Raw genomic sequence first — 14,947 nt, 5'->3', positions numbered from 1 at the left:
GCAAAAAAAACCCGGGTTCTGGGGGGTGAATCCGGGCTAAGACCATTAGGAGTAAAACAAGGGCACACAGTCCGTCGGTACCCAGGTCGACGCGTCACTTGGGGGAGATGCCACGTCGACAGTTGAAGTATTGATCACTATCCCATTCAGTCCAGTCGCATCTGATCGTTTTTTAAACAGATTTGGAATACGCGCGCTTCGCTTGAGTTCTCATTGCGTGGGTGCACGGGTGTCATTTATGTGTATTGTTTCTGACTGAGAAGGGTGAAAACGTTGGCGCGCTGAAAGTTAAGTGCATAACGGGTTCACATAGGCGTTGCCCAACGACTGTTCAGTCGGGATAATCCCTCGCACTGGGTAAATCGTATCGCCACGTATCAATGGCCCTGCGCAACCCTCCCACATTGACCTCTGCAGACCTCTCCCTCATGCAAAAAGAACCCCGTAAGGTCCGTGAGTTTCGCCGCCGTGAACAGGAAATTCTCGACACCGCACTCAAGCTGTTTCTCGAACAAGGTGAAGACAGCGTCACCGTCGAGATGATTGCGGATGCCGTGGGTATCGGCAAAGGCACGATCTACAAGCACTTCAAGTCCAAGGCCGAGATCTACCTGCGCCTGATGCTCGACTACGAGCGCGACTTGAACGAGCTGCTGCATTCGGCCGATGTCGATAAAGACAAGGAAGCCCTGTCCCGGGCCTATTTCGAATTCCGCATGCGTGACCCGCAGCGCTATCGCCTGTTCGACCGCCTGGAAGAAAAGGTGGTCAAGGGCCATCAAGTGCCGGAAATGGTCGAAGAGCTGCACAAGATCCGGGCCTCGAATTTCGAGCGCCTGACCTTGCTGATCAAGGGCCGTATCAGTGAAGGCAAGCTCGAAGACGTGCCGCCGTACTTCCACTACTGCGCCGCTTGGGCGTTGGTGCACGGCGCCGTGGCGCTGTACCACTCGCCGTTCTGGAGTAACGTGCTGGAAGATCAGGAAGGTTTTTTCCAGTTCCTGATGGACATCGGCGTGCGCATGGGCAACAAGCGCAAGCACAGCGCCGAACTGCCGAGCGCTGAGCCCAAGAGCAGTGAAACCCCTGCTACTTAAGCCATTCCCGACCGTGATGGCGCAATGATTTACTGCCAGTTGCAGTACCCCAGGAATATACTCAGGCAAGGACCTTGCTAAAAGCTGATTTATAAGTCAGTTTTTAGCACGCCCGAATCATCCTCTGCCGGAGTGATCCATGATCGTTGATCGTCAAGGCAGGCGGTTTCGCAATCTGCGAATCAGCCTGACCTCAGCCTGCAATTACGCGTGTACCTACTGCGTGCCAAACGGCAAGCGGCTGGTGGCTGCCCAGGACGAGCTCTCGGCCGAGGCCATGGCCCGTGGCGTGGCGTATCTGATCGAGGCGGCAGGCATCGAGCGCCTGCGTATCACCGGCGGCGAGCCGCTGGTGAGCCCCAAGCTGGAAGCCTTCATGGGCGCGGTGGGCGGCATGGGCCTCAGCGATATCAGCCTGACCACCAACGGCCAACTGCTGGCGCGCAAACTGCCGCTGCTGGTGGACGCGGGTATTCGCCGCATCAACGTGTCCCTCGATACTCTCGACGCCGACGCCTTCCGCAGCATCGCCCGTGGCGGCGACCTGGCCACGGTGCTCGATGGCATGGACCAGGCCCGCGCCGCCGGGATCAAGATCAAGGTCAACATGGTGCCGTTGCGCGGGCAGAACCTTGACCAGGTCATGCCGCTGCTCGACTACTGCCTGGAGCGCGGCTACGAGCTGCGCTTTATCGAGCTGATGCGCATGGGCCATCTGGCCAAGGACTCAAACGCTTTCCTGCAACAGTTCGTCAGCCTGCAGCAACTGCTCAGCCTGATCGGCGAACACCACGAATACCTGCAAGCCAATGCCCCGGTCGACGCCACCGCGGTGCGCTACGAAGTACCGGGCAAGGGCTTCTTTGGCGTCATTGCCAACGAAAGCGTGCCGTTCTGCCGTACCTGTTCACGCCTGCGCCTGTCGTCGACCGGTTGGCTGCATGGCTGCCTGTCGTCGAGCAACCGGCACTATGTCGGCGACCTGCTCGACCAACCGCGCCACCAGGCTTTGCCGGCCTTGCAAGGCCTGTTGATGAAGGCGCTTGGCGACAAACAGGAAGTGGCTTTCTCCGGCGGGGCCACCATCATGAAGATCATTGGCGGCTAGCCTATAAGCTGGCGCTCCCACATTTGCTTGTGCATCCCTCCAAATGGCGCGGATTCTGCATCACGTGCCCATTCGCCGGTTTTCCGTCACCGGCTTCTGGAGGATTAGGATGCGTAGTCTGGTTTTGTTGCTGGCGTCATTGACGCTGAGTGGTTGCATGACCGTCAGCGATATGGCCGAAGGCACCCGTTATCAGATGAGCGACGCCGGGTTGCTGGACCACAGTGATACACGCCGTACCGCGTCGATTCGCATACAGCCGGACTCCTTTGTATTCATCGCCCAGGGCGCCTTTGTGCCGCCGGGCAGCGCCTACCCGCGGCCTAACGTGGTGGCCGAAGAAGCCTTCAACGGTTTCGTCGAATACTTTCCCATGGTGCGCCGCGCCCGAAAGCCGGAAGGTTTGGAACAAGCGATGTCCGAAGCCCGTGCGGCGGGTGCGCATTACCTGCTGTATTGCCGCTTTGCGGCAGCCGATGACCGGATTGGCAATGCCGATGAATGGACCGATCAGCAAGCCCTCGACCGCGTCGGTCTGGACAGCGGCGTCATCCAGATCATGTTGATCGAGACCAGCACCCAGTATTTGATTGATACTGCACGTATTCGCAGTCGTGGCGGTTTACTGACGTTCCACGACAACAAGCCAGAAGATCTGATTGCCCGCCCCCTGGCGCAGTACGCTCGCGGCCTGCTGGGCATGGGAGATCAGTAACACTCAAGGAGCCCTTTATGTCCGATTCCGCCAAGGCCAATGACCTATTGGCCCAACTGCCCAAGGGCAAAGGGCCGGCGCCGGTACACCTGTGGAACCCGGATTTTTGCGGCAACATTGACATGCTTATCGCCCGCGACGGCACCTGGTTCTATCAGGGCACGCCGATCGGGCGTAAGCCGATGGTCAAGCTGTTCTCCAACATCATCCGCCGCGATGGCGATGATTATTTTCTGGTCACTCCCGTGGAAAAGGTCGGCATCAGCGTCGATGATGCGCCGTTTGTCGCAGTAACCCTGGAAGTCGAAGGGCAGGGCGAACAGCAGGTGCTGCGGTTCACCACCAACGTCGACGAGCCCATCGAGGCTGGCCTCGAACACCCGCTGCGTGTCGTCATTGACCCCGTCACCCAGGAACCCTCGCCCTATCTGCGGGTGCGTACCAACCTCGAAGCCCTTGTGCATCGCAACGTGTTTTACCAATTGGTTGAACTCGCGGTGAGCCGTCCGATCAACGGTCAGAACTGGCTTGGCGTATGGAGCAGCGGGGAGTTTTTCCGCATTGGCCTCGAGCCCTGAGGCCGGTTTTTTCATCTCTCTGAAATAATTCGCTTGCTGTCATCGAACGCTTTCGGTTATCAATTTGTACATGATTAGACATGTCCGATTTGATAAGAAAAAACGCGTCGTCGACGAGCTCATCCGCCGTATCGAGGCTGGAGTGATGGCCGACGGTTATCTGCTGCCGGGTGAGCATCAATTGGCCGAAGAATTCGCGGTCAGCCGGGGCACCTTGCGCGAAGCCCTGGCTGAGCTCAAACGCCGTCATTACATCGCCACCCAGAGCGGCGTCGGCTCCATCGTGACGTTTGACGGCATGGTGCTCGACCAACGCAACGGCTGGGCCCAGGCCCTGGCCGATACCGGCGCGCTGGTCACCACCGACATCCTGCGCCTGGAAGCCGTGACCCGCCCGGACCTGCTCAGCCGTTTCGGCAGCGACCAATTCATCGCCCTCGACCGGCGTCGGCGCACCACGGATGGCACTGCGGTGTCCCTGGAGCGCTCGTTGATGCCCGCCGCCGGAAGTCTGGAAAGCCTGCCCCGCGTCGGCCTGATCGACAATTCCCTGACCATCACCCTGGCGGCCTACGGCTACGTCGGCGCCGAAGGTGACCAGTGGATCGGCGCCGAGCCACTGAGCGATGAAGACGCCGAGCTGCTCGGTCGCCCGGCTGGCACGGTGTTTCTCAAGGCCTCGCGCACCACTTACGACCGCCGCGAGCGTTTCATGGAGTACGTCGAAAGTTTGCTCGACCCTCTGCACTTTCGCCTGCACCTGCAGTTTGGAGCTTCAAAATGACCGCGCAAGATCGCGCCCTCGGTGCCTTTTACGGCTTGGCCTTGGGCGACGCCCTGGGCATGCCCACCCAGTCCCTGAGCCGCGAGCAGGTGCAACAACGCTTCGGTGCCATCACCGCGCTGGAAGATGCCGACGCCGACCAGCCCATCGCGCCGAACATGCCCGCCGGCTCGATCACCGATGACACCGAACAGGCGATCCTGGTCGGTGAATTGCTGGTGCAAGGCCACGGCAAAATCGAACCCACCGTGCTCGCCCAGCGCCTGATCGACTGGGAAGCAGTGATGCGTGCCAAGGGCTCCCAGGATTTGCTCGGGCCATCGACCAAACGCGCGATCGACATGATCCTCGCCGGCCACACCCCGGAAGAATCCGGGCGCTACGGCACCACCAATGGCGCGGCCATGCGCATCACCCCCGTCGGGATCGCCGCCGATGTCAGCGACCCGGCGCAGTTTATTCAAGCGGTGATCCAGGCCTGCCAGGTCACCCACAACACCTCGCTGGGCATCTCCAGCGCGGCGGCCGTTGCGGCGGTGGTTTCGGCCGGTATCAACGGCGTGGACCTGGGCGAAGCGCTGAACATCGGCACCCAGATCGCCCAGCAGGCCGAAAACCATGGCCACTGGATTGCCGGTGGGCGCATCTCCACGCGTATCAGCTGGGCGCGGACCTTGAGCGTCGGCAGCGGCGACAAAGCCCTGTTCGCCGACCTGCTCTATGAATTGATCGGCACCTCCGTCGCGTCCCAGGAATCGGTGGTGGTGTCGTTTGCCCTCGCGCAGCAAGTGGCGGTGGGCGCGATGAATGCCTTTGAAGCCGTGTGCCTGGCCGCCAGCCTTGGCGGCGACACCGACACCATCGCCGCGATTCTCGGCGCGATGCTGGGCGCGTGTTTGGGCCTGCAGTGCTGGCCTGAGGCGATGATTGCACAGGTCAAGCAGGTCAATGGCCTGGACTTGCAACCGCTGGTGCAAGGGCTGCTGCACATTCGATAAGCGCCGCAAATCAAAATTGTGGGAGCTGGCTTGCCTGCGATTGCGGTTTTCCAGTCTCAGCTTTGCTAACTGGCCCACCGCTATCGCAGGCAAGCCAGCTCCCACATCAAATCGTGTTTGAGTCAGGACGACCGGTTAGAGCTTTGACTATCTGCCACAACCACAACAATACAGGCACCAGGAGCACCCCTCATGAGCACCCCTTCTTCCGGCCAAAGTGCCGGGCAATTGGAAACACGCGGTATCGAACCGGTTCCTGAAAGCGAGTGCAACGGCCATCCGCTGCAACTGTTCTGGGTGTGGTTCGCGGCCAATATCAGCATCCTCGGTTTGCCGCTCGGCGCGACCCTTGTGGCGTTTCGCGGCCTAGCCATCTGGCAGGCGATTATCGTCGCGATCCTCGGTGCCGCCGGCTCTTTCGCGGTGGTCGGGATCATCTCGATTGCCGGTCGCCGTGGCAGTGCGCCCAGCCTGACCTTGTCCCGCGCGATCTTCGGCGTGCGCGGCAATATCGGCCCGACCATCGTGTCGCTGATGTCGCGGCTGGGCTGGGAAACCGTCAACACCACGACGGCTGCATTCGTGTTGCTGTCGTTGTGTTCGATCCTGTTCCACTCGCCGGTCGAGGCGAAAAGCGCACCGGTGCTGACGCTGATCTTCATCGCCATTTTCGTCTTGCTGACCCTGTCCGTTTCCGGCCTCGGCCACGCGACCTTGCTGGTGATCCAGAAGTGGGCCACCTACGTATTCGGCGGCTTGAATATTCTGGTGGGCGGCTTTCTCTGCGCCACCATCGACTGGAGCGCAGTGTTCAACGCCACCCCGGCGCCGCTGAGCGCAATGATCATCGGCGTCGGCACCATGGCGGCTGGCACCGGTATCGGTTGGGCCAACGCCGGGGCCGACATGTCGCGCTACCAGCACCGCAGCGTCAAGGTCGTGCGCCTGGTGGCGTCTGCCGCGTTTGGTGCGGGGATTCCGCTGGTGCTGCTGATCACCCTCGGCGGCTTGCTGTCGGTGGGCAACAACGACCTGGCCTCGGCCACCGACCCGATCATCGCGATCCGCGACATGCTGCCGACCTGGATGGCCGTGCCGTACCTGATCACTGCATTCGGTGGGCTGCTGCTGTCGAATAACCTGTCGGTGTATTCGGCAGGCCTCACCACGTTAACCCTCGGCTTGAAGGTCAAGCGCGTGCACGCCGTGATCGTCGACATCGTGGCGATCTTTGCCGGTTCGATCTACTTCATGCTCATCGCCGACAGTTTCTACGGCCCCTTCATCACCTTCATCTCGCTGCTGGCCGTGCCGATTACCGCATGGGTCGGGATCTTCGTGGTCGACTTGATTCACCGTCACTACTACAGCGCCAAAGACCTGCTGGACGTGAGCCCAAGCAGCGCCTATTGGTATCGCGGCGGTGTGGAGTGGCGTGCCTTTGGCGCCTGGGCCGTGGCGATCGTGCTGGGCTTCAGCTTCACCACCATCGGCACCACGGCCGAAAACATCTGGTTCGCCGGGCCGTTGTCCGACTCCTGGCTGGGCCACAACGGCCTGGGCTGGATCGTCACGTTCCTGGTGGCCGGTGGGATTTATGCGGTACTGGGCGGCGCAGCTGACCGTCGCCCGGCTTTAGTAGAGAGCCCTAATGTCTAGATTGCTGCACACCGGCCAGGTCATCGTCGACCTGGTCATGGCCCTCGACACCTTGCCGGCGACCGGCGGCGACGTGCTGGCGCAATCCGCCAGCTTCGAAGCCGGCGGTGGTTTCAACGTGATGGCCGCCGCCCGGCGTAACGGCTTGCCGGTGGTCTACCTCGGCCGCCATGGCCACGGGCGCTTCGGCGACCTGGCCCGCGCGGCGATGCAGGCCGAAGGCGTGGAGATGGCTCAAGCGGCCAGCACCGGCAAGGACACGGGTTTATGCGTGTCGCTGACCGAGGCCACCACCGAGCGCACCTTCATTTCGCATATCGGCGCTGAAGGGGATTTGAGCGCCGAGGATTTGGCCAGTGTCGTACCGCGTGCGGACGACTACGTGTACGTCAGCGGCTACAGCCTGTTGCTCGAAGGCAAGGCCCAGGCGTTGCTCGATTGGCTGTTGGCGCTGCCGCGTGAAATCACGGTGGTGTTCGACCCGGGGCCGTTGGTCAAGGCGCCGGATTCGGCCTTGATGGTCGCCTTGCTGCCGCGCATCGATATCTGGACCAGCAATGGCCCGGAAGCCCTGGCGTTTACCGGCGCCGGTACGCTGGCCGAGGCCCTGCTCGAACTCAATCGCCATTTGCCTGCCGAGGCACTGCTGGTGGTGCGTGATGGGCCGAATGGGTGCTGGGTCAGCCGCCAAGGCCAGGCCGAGCATGTGCCGGGTTTCAAAGTGACCGCCGTCGACAGCAACGGCGCGGGCGATGCGCATGCCGGTGTGTTCCTTGCCGGGTTGGCAAAAGGCTTGAAACCGGCTGCTGCAGCGCGCCGCGCGAATGCGGCGGCTGCGCTGGCGGTCACGCGCTGGGGCCCGGCGACTTCACCCGGTACTGACGAAGTGGATGCGTTGTTGGCAGAATAGGGCCTTCTCCGCACGGAATCAGCCCATGACCCAGAATATCTACGACACGCCAGCCTTCTTCGAGGGCTACAGCAAAATGGGCCGTTCGGTCAAAGGCCTGGCCGGTGCGCCGGAGTGGCCCGCGTTGCAGGCGCTGCTGCCGCCGATGCGTGGCTTGAAGGTGGTGGACCTGGGGTGTGGTTACGGCTGGTTCAGCCGCTGGGCACAGGAGCAGGGCGCAGCGCAGGTGCTCGGTCTGGACGTGTCGCAAAAGATGTTGGCGCGGGCCACCGAGATGACCTCGGCGCCGAGCATCAACTATGCGATTGCCGACCTGGAACAGCTCGACCTGCCTGCTGGCGCATTCGATCTGGCCTACAGCTCACTTGCGTTCCATTACATCGTCGACCTCAAGGGGCTGTTCGAGCGTCTTCATCAAGCGCTGGTGCCGGGCGGGCGCCTGGTGTTTTCCATCGAGCACCCGATCTTCATGGCACCGCGTAATCCGGGTTGGTTGGTGGACGATCAGGGTCGCAAAAGCTGGCCTGTGGATGGCTATCAACTGGAAGGCCCACGGGTAACGAACTGGCTGGCCGAGGGCGTGATTAAGCAGCACCGCACGCTGGGCACGTTGCTCAATTTGTTGATCCAGGCAGGGTTTACGCTCAGTCATGTGGAGGAGTGGGGGCCAAGCGAAGCGGACCTGAAAGCTCGGCCAGAATTGGCCGAAGAGCAAGAGCGCCCAATGATGCTGCTGGTTTCAGCTCAGCGCTGATTCCCACGATATACACCGAACAAAAATGTGGGAGCGGGCTTGCTCGCGAATGCGGTAGATCAGTCACTTAAATGTCGACTGAAACTACGCATTCGCGAGCAAGCCCGCTCCCACATTTGGATCTTCGTTTACTGCGCGCGTTCGCCGTCGAGCTTGCGCGCCTCGTCAACGCCGGACGCGGTCAGCTTGATCGGCAGGTTCAACGAATATTCACCGGCGTCGTCGGTGGTCACATGCCCATCCTTGATAAACCCACGGTCCTGCAGGAACGCCAAGACACTGGCCACTTCCTTCTCGCCGCGGTAGTTATCCAGCACCTCCTTGCCCAAACCGTTCGGGTGGGCGTGCAGCAGGCGGGTGAGGACTTCTTTTTCAAGGTTTCTATCGACGTTCATGCGTACCTCTTCACTGGGAAATGATCGGGTGTTGGTGTGGCTATTGGTGCATCAAGGCGCAGGTTGTTTCGGCGCGCCTGGGATGTTCGAGTCGTCGCCTTTGTTGACCTTGGGCTCATTGTTGATGCCTGGGCCCATCTTGCCGTTACCGACGGCGGCCGGAGCCTGGCGTTGGGTGTCGTTGCCCTGTGTACGAGGGTCAGCGCCGGCGCTGTTGTCGATGATCGCGCCACCATTGGTGTCGAGGCCGGTGCCCATCGATTTCTGCGATTCCTGCGTGGCAGGGCTGGGCGGGCTGCCGACCGGGTCGGTCTTGCCGGTGGACGAAGTGGCAGCAAAGGCGCTCAGCGAGGCAGCAGACAACAGGCCGGTGAGGGCGAGGGCGGCAAACTTGGAATTCTTCATGAGGGTGTCTCCATATGATTAATGTCCTTACCCTTTATTGGTCAGCCCCCACTTGCGGTTCGTGCCTTGATGGCGACGAACGGTATTAGCGTACCTGTAAGATTTTGTGTGCCGAGACGCTGCGCCACACCAGCCGCGCCACCGCGATCAGCCAGTTAAACAGCGCCACGCCCACGACAATCGCCAGTAGTGTGGGCAGGCCGTGGTCCACGATGATCTGGCCCGCCAGCCACGGGAACCCGAACACGCCAACAAAGTACGCCAGGCTGAACAGCAGCAAGGCCTGGGACGTAGTGCCAACCGGTGCTTCGTTGGCCACCAACCCATTGATCACCGAATACGTCAGGCCGTATCCCACGCCCAGCGTGGCAGCGGCCAGCAAGTAACTGAGGTTGCCGCTCACGCCAAAGGCAAGCAGTGCGACGGCCCCGAGCATCACTCCGGACAACACACAGGCGGCCCAGTAGGCATCGCGCTTGACCACATGGCCGGCAATCAACAAACGGCTGGTGATCGCGGCGCTCAGGAACCCGGCGAAGAACAGCGAATAGTCCAAGCCACGTGCGGCTGCGTAACTGGTTTGGAACGACGACAGGCCGCCAAATACACAGCCGCCCAGGCCGACCATGAGGATGGCGAACCCCGCCTTGGATGACAGCACGTGTCGGCTGGCGGCCCAGGAAATCCTCGAGGTCGGCGTATTGGTGTGCTGCTTGAGTTGCGCGCCCATGCGCCAGAACATCACCACCCCGACGAGGCTGGCGAGCCCGGCGATGTAAAACGCTGTGGTCAGCGGCAGCTCCAGCGCACTCGCTGCTCGGCCGAGCAAAGGGCCGGAGCCGATCCCGCTCAACATGCTGCCCGACAGCAAGGCAAAGTACTTGGCCCGCTGCGACGGCTCCACCAACAAGCTGACGATAATCGGGCCCAAGGTGTAGAACACGCCCCAGCCCAAGCCCAATGAGAGCCCGAACAGCATCAAGCCGTGGCCAAACCCTGGCATCAGGGCGAACCCCAGGCAGGCCACCACCAGCAACACGCCGGTCCACGCAATCGCGCGTGCGGCGCCCACTGCATCGGCCAGATGCCCGGAGAACAGCACTGCCACAAAGGTGCTGAACATCGCGGTGGAGATCACGCTGCCGGCATCGTGCTCGTTGCCGCCGCGCGAATGAATCAGCAGCGACAGCAGAAACGTCGAGCCGTACGACAGCGACAGCAGGAAGCTGGCCAGGCAAAACAGCGCGAAGAGCTTTGCGCTTCGTTTTTTTACGGGTGCAGTGACATGCATGGCTAAACCTTGAGCGCGTTAGAGTTATGGCCAATTTTTAGCATGCACAGCGCAACAGATTGTTCTGTGCTTGGTGGTGCTTGCATTAGCCCACGACGGAGTAAGGCGCCCCGGCCAGCACTAAATTGCGCTGCAATTGGTCATGAAACCGCCTTAGTATGTGTGCTTTGAATTTGCCCAAGGCTCGCCCATGACCATCGAGATTCGCCCCGCCGTGCCCAGCGATGCTGCGCAGATCCTGGCGTTCATCACCGAGCTTGCCGAGTACGAAAAAGCCCGGCATGAAGTGATCGCCAGTGTGGCGGACATCGAACGCAGCCTGTTCAGCGAAGGCGCCACCGCCCATGGCCTGATCTGCTCGCGGGACGGTCTGCCGATTGGTTTTGCGGTGTTCTTTTTCAGCTACTCCACGTGGCTGGGCAGCAACTGCCTGTACCTCGAAGACCTCTACATCAACCCCGAGCAACGCGGCGGCGGCGCGGGCAAGAAGTTGCTGCGCCACCTGGCGAAGATCGCCTGCGACAACGGTTGCGGACGTTTCGAATGGAGCGTGCTGGACTGGAACGAGCCGGCGATTGCCTTCTACAAATCCATCGGCGCGCAGCCGCAGGAAGAATGGGTGCGTTACCGCATGGAAGGCGACGCGCTGCGCGATTTCGCCCAAGGCTGAAATCACCCGTCTTAAAACACCGAAGATCAAATGTGGGAGCGGGCTTGCTCGCGAATGCGGTTTTTCAGCCAATGATTTATTGACTGACACACCGCATTCGCGAGCAAGCCCGCTCCCACATTTTTTTGTTTTTGTTTCAATATATGGGATGCAAATTTATATATTGAGATGTCTCAAAAGATGGGTTTATAGTCGGCAGCATCAGCACTCACTACCAAAAATAAAACAGGTGAAGCGATGCAGCCCCAACCGTTGTCGTTACCCGCTGTGCCCGAGCCCACCTACGGCGAGCGGCTGAAAAACAAAGTTGTGATCATTACCGGCGCGGCCCAAGGCATTGGTGAGGCGATCGTCGCCTGCTTCCAGGCCCAGCAGGCGCGTCTGGTCATCGCTGATATCCAGGCCGAAAAGGTTGAGAAAGTCGCCGCCCACTGGCGTGAACGTGGCGCCGAGATTGTCGCGCAAGCCGTCGATATCACCTCCAAAGAACAATGGCAGTCGCTGGTCAACCTGGCCATCGAGCGCTATGGCCGCGTGGATGTGCTGGTCAATTGCGCCGGCGTCAATGTGTTCCGCGACCCGCTGGAAATGAGCGACGAAGACTGGCGCCGCTGCTTCGCCATCGACCTCGACGGCGCCTGGTTCGGTTGCCGTTCGGTGTTGCCGCACATGATCGAACAGGGCATCGGCAACATCATCAACATCGCCTCCACCCATTCCAGCCACATCATCCCCGGCTGCTTTCCCTACCCGGTCGCCAAGCACGGCCTGCTCGGCCTGACCCGCGCGCTGGGCATCGAATACGCGCCCAAGGGCATCCGCGTAAATGCCATCGCGCCGGGCTATATCGAAACCCAGCTCAACGTCGACTACTGGAACGGTTTCCCCGACCCGCATGCCGAGCGCAAGCGTGCCTTCGATTTGCACCCGCCCAAGCGCATCGGCCAGCCGGTCGAGGTGGCGATGACGGCGCTGTTCCTGGCCACGGATGAGGCGCCCTTTATCAATGCAACCTGCCTGATGATCGATGGCGGGCGGTCTGTGATGTACCACGACTAAAAACGTTTCCAATAACAAGAACGAGGTGGTTCATGTTCAAGAAAACACTCGGCGCCCTGGCGCTCGCCGCGGCCTTCAGCGGCTTCGTCTCTGCCGAAGAAGTCAAGATCGGCTTCCTGGTCAAACAGGCGGAAGAGCCCTGGTTCCAGACCGAATGGGCCTTTGCCGAAAAAGCCGGCAAGGACCAGGGTTTCACCGTGATCAAGATCGCTGTGCCTGACGGTGAGAAAACCCTCTCGGCCATCGATACCCTCGCAGCCAACGGCGCCAAGGGTTTTGTGATCTGCCCGCCGGACGTGTCCCTGGGCCCGGCCATCATGGCCAAGGCCAAGCTCAATGGCTTGAAAGTGCTGGCCGTCGACGACCGTTTCGTCGATGCCAAAGGCAAGCCCATGGAAGACGTGCCTTACGTCGGCCTGGACGCCTACAAAATCGGCCAGAAACAAGGCGAAGCCATGGCCGCCGAAGCCAAGCATCGCAACTGGGACTGGAAGGAAACCTACGCCGTCATCAACACCTTTGACGAGCTGGAAACCGGCAAGAAACGCACCGACGGTTCGGTCGAAGGCCTCAAGGCTGCCGGCTTGCCTGCTGACCACATCCTGTTCAGCGCACAGAAAACCCTCGACGTGCCGGGCAGCATGGATTCGACCAACTCGGCGCTGGTGAAACTGCCGGGTACCGCGAAAAACCTGATCATCGGCGGCATGAACGACAGCACCGTATTGGGCGGCGTGCGCGCCACCGAAAGCGCGGGCTTCAAGGCCGCCAACGTGATCGGCGTGGGCATCAATGGCACCGACGCCATTGAAGAGCTGAAAAAGTCCGACACCGGTTTCTATGGCTCGATGCTGCTGAGCCCTGACGCCTCCGGCTACAAAACCGCCACGGCGATGTTCGAATGGGTGACCAAAGGCACGGAACCTGCCAAGTTCACCGCGTTGGACAACGTGACCCTGATCACCCGCGCCAACTTCAAGGAAGAGTTGAGCAAAATCGGTCTGTGGAAATGACCGGCGCGGCCCTGCGGTTCAACGGCATCGGCAAGGATTTTCCCGGGGTCAAAGCCTTGGCGCAGATCAGCTTTGAAGCGCGGCCGCATTCGGTACACGCGCTGATGGGCGAGAACGGCGCGGGCAAGTCGACGCTGCTGAAAATCCTCGGCGGTGCCTACATTCCGAGCAGCGGCACGGTGCAGATCGGCGAGCAGACCATGGACTTCAAATCCGCCGCCGACAGCATTGCCAGCGGCGTCGCGGTGATCCACCAGGAACTGCACCTGGTGTCGGAAATGACCGTGGCCGAGAACCTGTTCCTCGGGCATTTGCCGTCGCGCTTCGGCGTGGTCAACGGCGGCCAACTGCGCAAGCGGGCGCTGGCATGTCTCAAAGGCCTGGCTGATGAAATCGACCCGCAGGAAAAACTCGGGCGGTTGTCGCTGGGCCAGCGCCAACTGGTGGAAATCGCCAAGGCGCTGTCCCGTGGCGCCCATGTCATTGCCTTCGACGAACCCACCAGCAGCCTCTCGGCGCGGGAGATCGACCGCTTGATGGCGATCATCACGCGCCTGCGGGACGAGGGCAAAGTGGTGCTCTACGTGTCGCACCGCATGGAAGAGGTGTTCCGTATCTGTGATGCGGTGACGGTGTTCAAGGACGGCCGTTTCGTGCGCACCTTTGACGACATGGCCACGCTGACCCACGACCAGTTGGTGACTTGCATGGTCGGCCGCGACATTCAGGACATCTACGACTATCGCCCGCGTGAGCGCGGCGAAGTGGCGCTCAAGGTTGAGGGCTTGCTCGGCCCGGGCCTGCGAGAAGCGGTCAACCTGCAGGTGCACAAGGGCGAGATTCTTGGCCTGTTCGGGTTGGTCGGCGCGGGGCGTACCGAGTTGTTTCGGCTGCTGAGCGGGCTGACGCGTTCCACCGCCGGGCAACTGCAACTCGGTGGTGAAAACCTGCAACTGCGCTCACCCCGCGATGCCATCGCCGCAGGTGTATTGCTGTGCCCGGAAGACCGTAAAAAGGAAGGCATTATTCCGCTCTCCAGCGTCGCCGAGAACATCAATATCAGCGCACGCGGCGCCCATTCCACGTTTGGCTGGCTCTTGCGTGAGGGTTGGGAGAAGGGCAACGCCGACCAGCAAATCAAGGCGATGAAAGTCAAAACGCCGAACGCCGAACAGAAAATCATGTACCTGTCCGGCGGCAACCAGCAGAAGGCCATTCTTGGCCGCTGGCTGTCGATGCCGATGAAGGTGTTGCTGCTCGATGAACCGACACGCGGCATCGACATCGGCGCCAAGTCGGAGATCTACCAGATCATCCACAACCTGGCGGCCAGCGGCATTGCGGTGATCGTGGTGTCCAGCGACCTGATGGAAGTGATGGGCATCTCCGACCGCATCCTGGTGATGAGTGAAGGCGTGCTGACCGGCGAGTTGAACCGCGATCAGGCGGACGAAGCACAGCTATTGCAACTGGCACTTCCGCGTACGCGGGCTTGAAGAATTCGAGGTGAA

16 protein-coding genes are annotated in these 14,947 nt (G+C 61.0%); 13 read left to right on the top strand and 3 right to left on the bottom strand.

Annotated elements, in window-relative coordinates; genetic code table 11:
* The first annotated feature begins 428 nt into the window (after positions 1-428).
* The 9 genes from PspR76_RS23230 (at position 429) to PspR76_RS23190 (ending at position 8,603) form a co-directional block, all read left to right on the top strand.
* Positions 429-1,097 (top strand): TetR/AcrR family transcriptional regulator, encoded by a 669-nt coding sequence (locus PspR76_RS23230; protein WP_159959075.1) that lies wholly within the window; start codon positions 429-431, stop codon positions 1,095-1,097.
* A gap of 139 nt (positions 1,098-1,236) precedes the next feature.
* Positions 1,237-2,205 (top strand): GTP 3',8-cyclase MoaA, encoded by a 969-nt coding sequence (locus PspR76_RS23225; protein WP_159959073.1) that lies wholly within the window; start codon positions 1,237-1,239, stop codon positions 2,203-2,205.
* Between the two features lie 109 nt (positions 2,206-2,314).
* Complete coding sequence (locus PspR76_RS23220) at positions 2,315-2,920, top strand: DUF4823 domain-containing protein (RefSeq protein WP_083357207.1); 606 nt, start codon at positions 2,315-2,317, stop codon at positions 2,918-2,920.
* 17 nt (positions 2,921-2,937) lie between these two features.
* Entirely contained in the window at positions 2,938-3,498 is a 561-nt protein-coding gene (locus PspR76_RS23215; RefSeq protein WP_159959071.1) for a DUF1285 domain-containing protein, read from the top strand.
* Between the two features lie 70 nt (positions 3,499-3,568).
* Positions 3,569-4,282, top strand: a complete 714-nt coding sequence (locus PspR76_RS23210) for a GntR family transcriptional regulator (RefSeq protein WP_159959069.1) — start codon at positions 3,569-3,571, stop codon at positions 4,280-4,282.
* Positions 4,279-5,280 (top strand): ADP-ribosylglycohydrolase family protein, encoded by a 1,002-nt coding sequence (locus tag PspR76_RS23205; protein WP_159959067.1) that lies wholly within the window; start codon positions 4,279-4,281, stop codon positions 5,278-5,280. Before PspR76_RS23210 ends, PspR76_RS23205 begins: the two co-directional genes overlap by 4 nt.
* Positions 5,281-5,472: 192 nt before the next feature.
* Positions 5,473-6,939, top strand: a complete 1,467-nt coding sequence (locus PspR76_RS23200) for a purine-cytosine permease family protein (RefSeq protein WP_159959065.1) — start codon at positions 5,473-5,475, stop codon at positions 6,937-6,939.
* The gene (locus PspR76_RS23195) at positions 6,932-7,849 is read left to right on the top strand and encodes a PfkB family carbohydrate kinase (RefSeq protein WP_159959063.1); all 918 of its coding nucleotides are present in this window, start codon (positions 6,932-6,934) and stop codon (positions 7,847-7,849) included. The genes PspR76_RS23200 and PspR76_RS23195 overlap by 8 nt, the downstream gene beginning before the upstream one ends.
* A 25-nt stretch (positions 7,850-7,874) precedes the next feature.
* Positions 7,875-8,603 carry a class I SAM-dependent methyltransferase gene (locus tag PspR76_RS23190; protein ID WP_159959061.1) on the top strand — a complete coding sequence of 243 codons (729 nt, stop codon included), beginning with the start codon at positions 7,875-7,877 and terminating at the stop codon, positions 8,601-8,603.
* A 128-nt stretch (positions 8,604-8,731) separates the two neighbouring features.
* Here the strand turns inward: PspR76_RS23190 and PspR76_RS23185 are convergent, their stop codons facing one another.
* The 3 genes from PspR76_RS23185 to PspR76_RS23175 form a co-directional block, all read right to left on the bottom strand.
* Positions 8,732-8,998, bottom strand: coding sequence for a hypothetical protein (locus PspR76_RS23185; protein ID WP_159959059.1), 267 nt, complete (start codon positions 8,996-8,998; stop codon positions 8,732-8,734).
* Between the two features lie 51 nt (positions 8,999-9,049).
* A complete protein-coding gene (locus PspR76_RS23180) occupies positions 9,050-9,403 on the bottom strand; it encodes a hypothetical protein (RefSeq protein WP_159959057.1) in 354 nt (117 codons plus the stop codon).
* Positions 9,404-9,488: 85 nt separating this feature from the next.
* Entirely contained in the window at positions 9,489-10,694 is a 1,206-nt protein-coding gene (locus PspR76_RS23175) for an MFS transporter (RefSeq protein ID WP_159959055.1), read from the bottom strand.
* A gap of 190 nt (positions 10,695-10,884) precedes the next feature.
* Between PspR76_RS23175 and PspR76_RS23170 the strand changes: the two genes are divergently transcribed.
* From PspR76_RS23170 to araG, 4 genes are all read left to right on the top strand, one after another.
* Complete coding sequence (locus PspR76_RS23170) at positions 10,885-11,364, top strand: GNAT family N-acetyltransferase (protein ID WP_159959053.1); 480 nt, start codon at positions 10,885-10,887, stop codon at positions 11,362-11,364.
* Positions 11,365-11,601: 237 nt separating this feature from the next.
* Positions 11,602-12,423, top strand: coding sequence for an SDR family oxidoreductase (locus PspR76_RS23165; RefSeq protein ID WP_159959051.1), 822 nt, complete (start codon positions 11,602-11,604; stop codon positions 12,421-12,423).
* A gap of 32 nt (positions 12,424-12,455) precedes the next feature.
* Positions 12,456-13,436, top strand: a complete 981-nt coding sequence (locus PspR76_RS23160) for a substrate-binding domain-containing protein (RefSeq protein WP_159959049.1) — start codon at positions 12,456-12,458, stop codon at positions 13,434-13,436.
* The gene (gene araG / locus PspR76_RS23155) at positions 13,433-14,932 is read left to right on the top strand and encodes an L-arabinose ABC transporter ATP-binding protein AraG (RefSeq protein WP_159959047.1); all 1,500 of its coding nucleotides are present in this window, start codon (positions 13,433-13,435) and stop codon (positions 14,930-14,932) included. The genes PspR76_RS23160 and araG overlap by 4 nt, the downstream gene beginning before the upstream one ends.
* The last annotated feature ends 15 nt before the right edge of the window (positions 14,933-14,947 follow it).

This window comes from Pseudomonas sp. R76, from assembly GCF_009834565.1.
GTDB lineage: Bacteria > Pseudomonadota > Gammaproteobacteria > Pseudomonadales > Pseudomonadaceae > Aquipseudomonas.
Note: the sequence above shows the minus strand (reverse complement) of the source record. Positions and strands in the feature narration are given on the sequence as shown.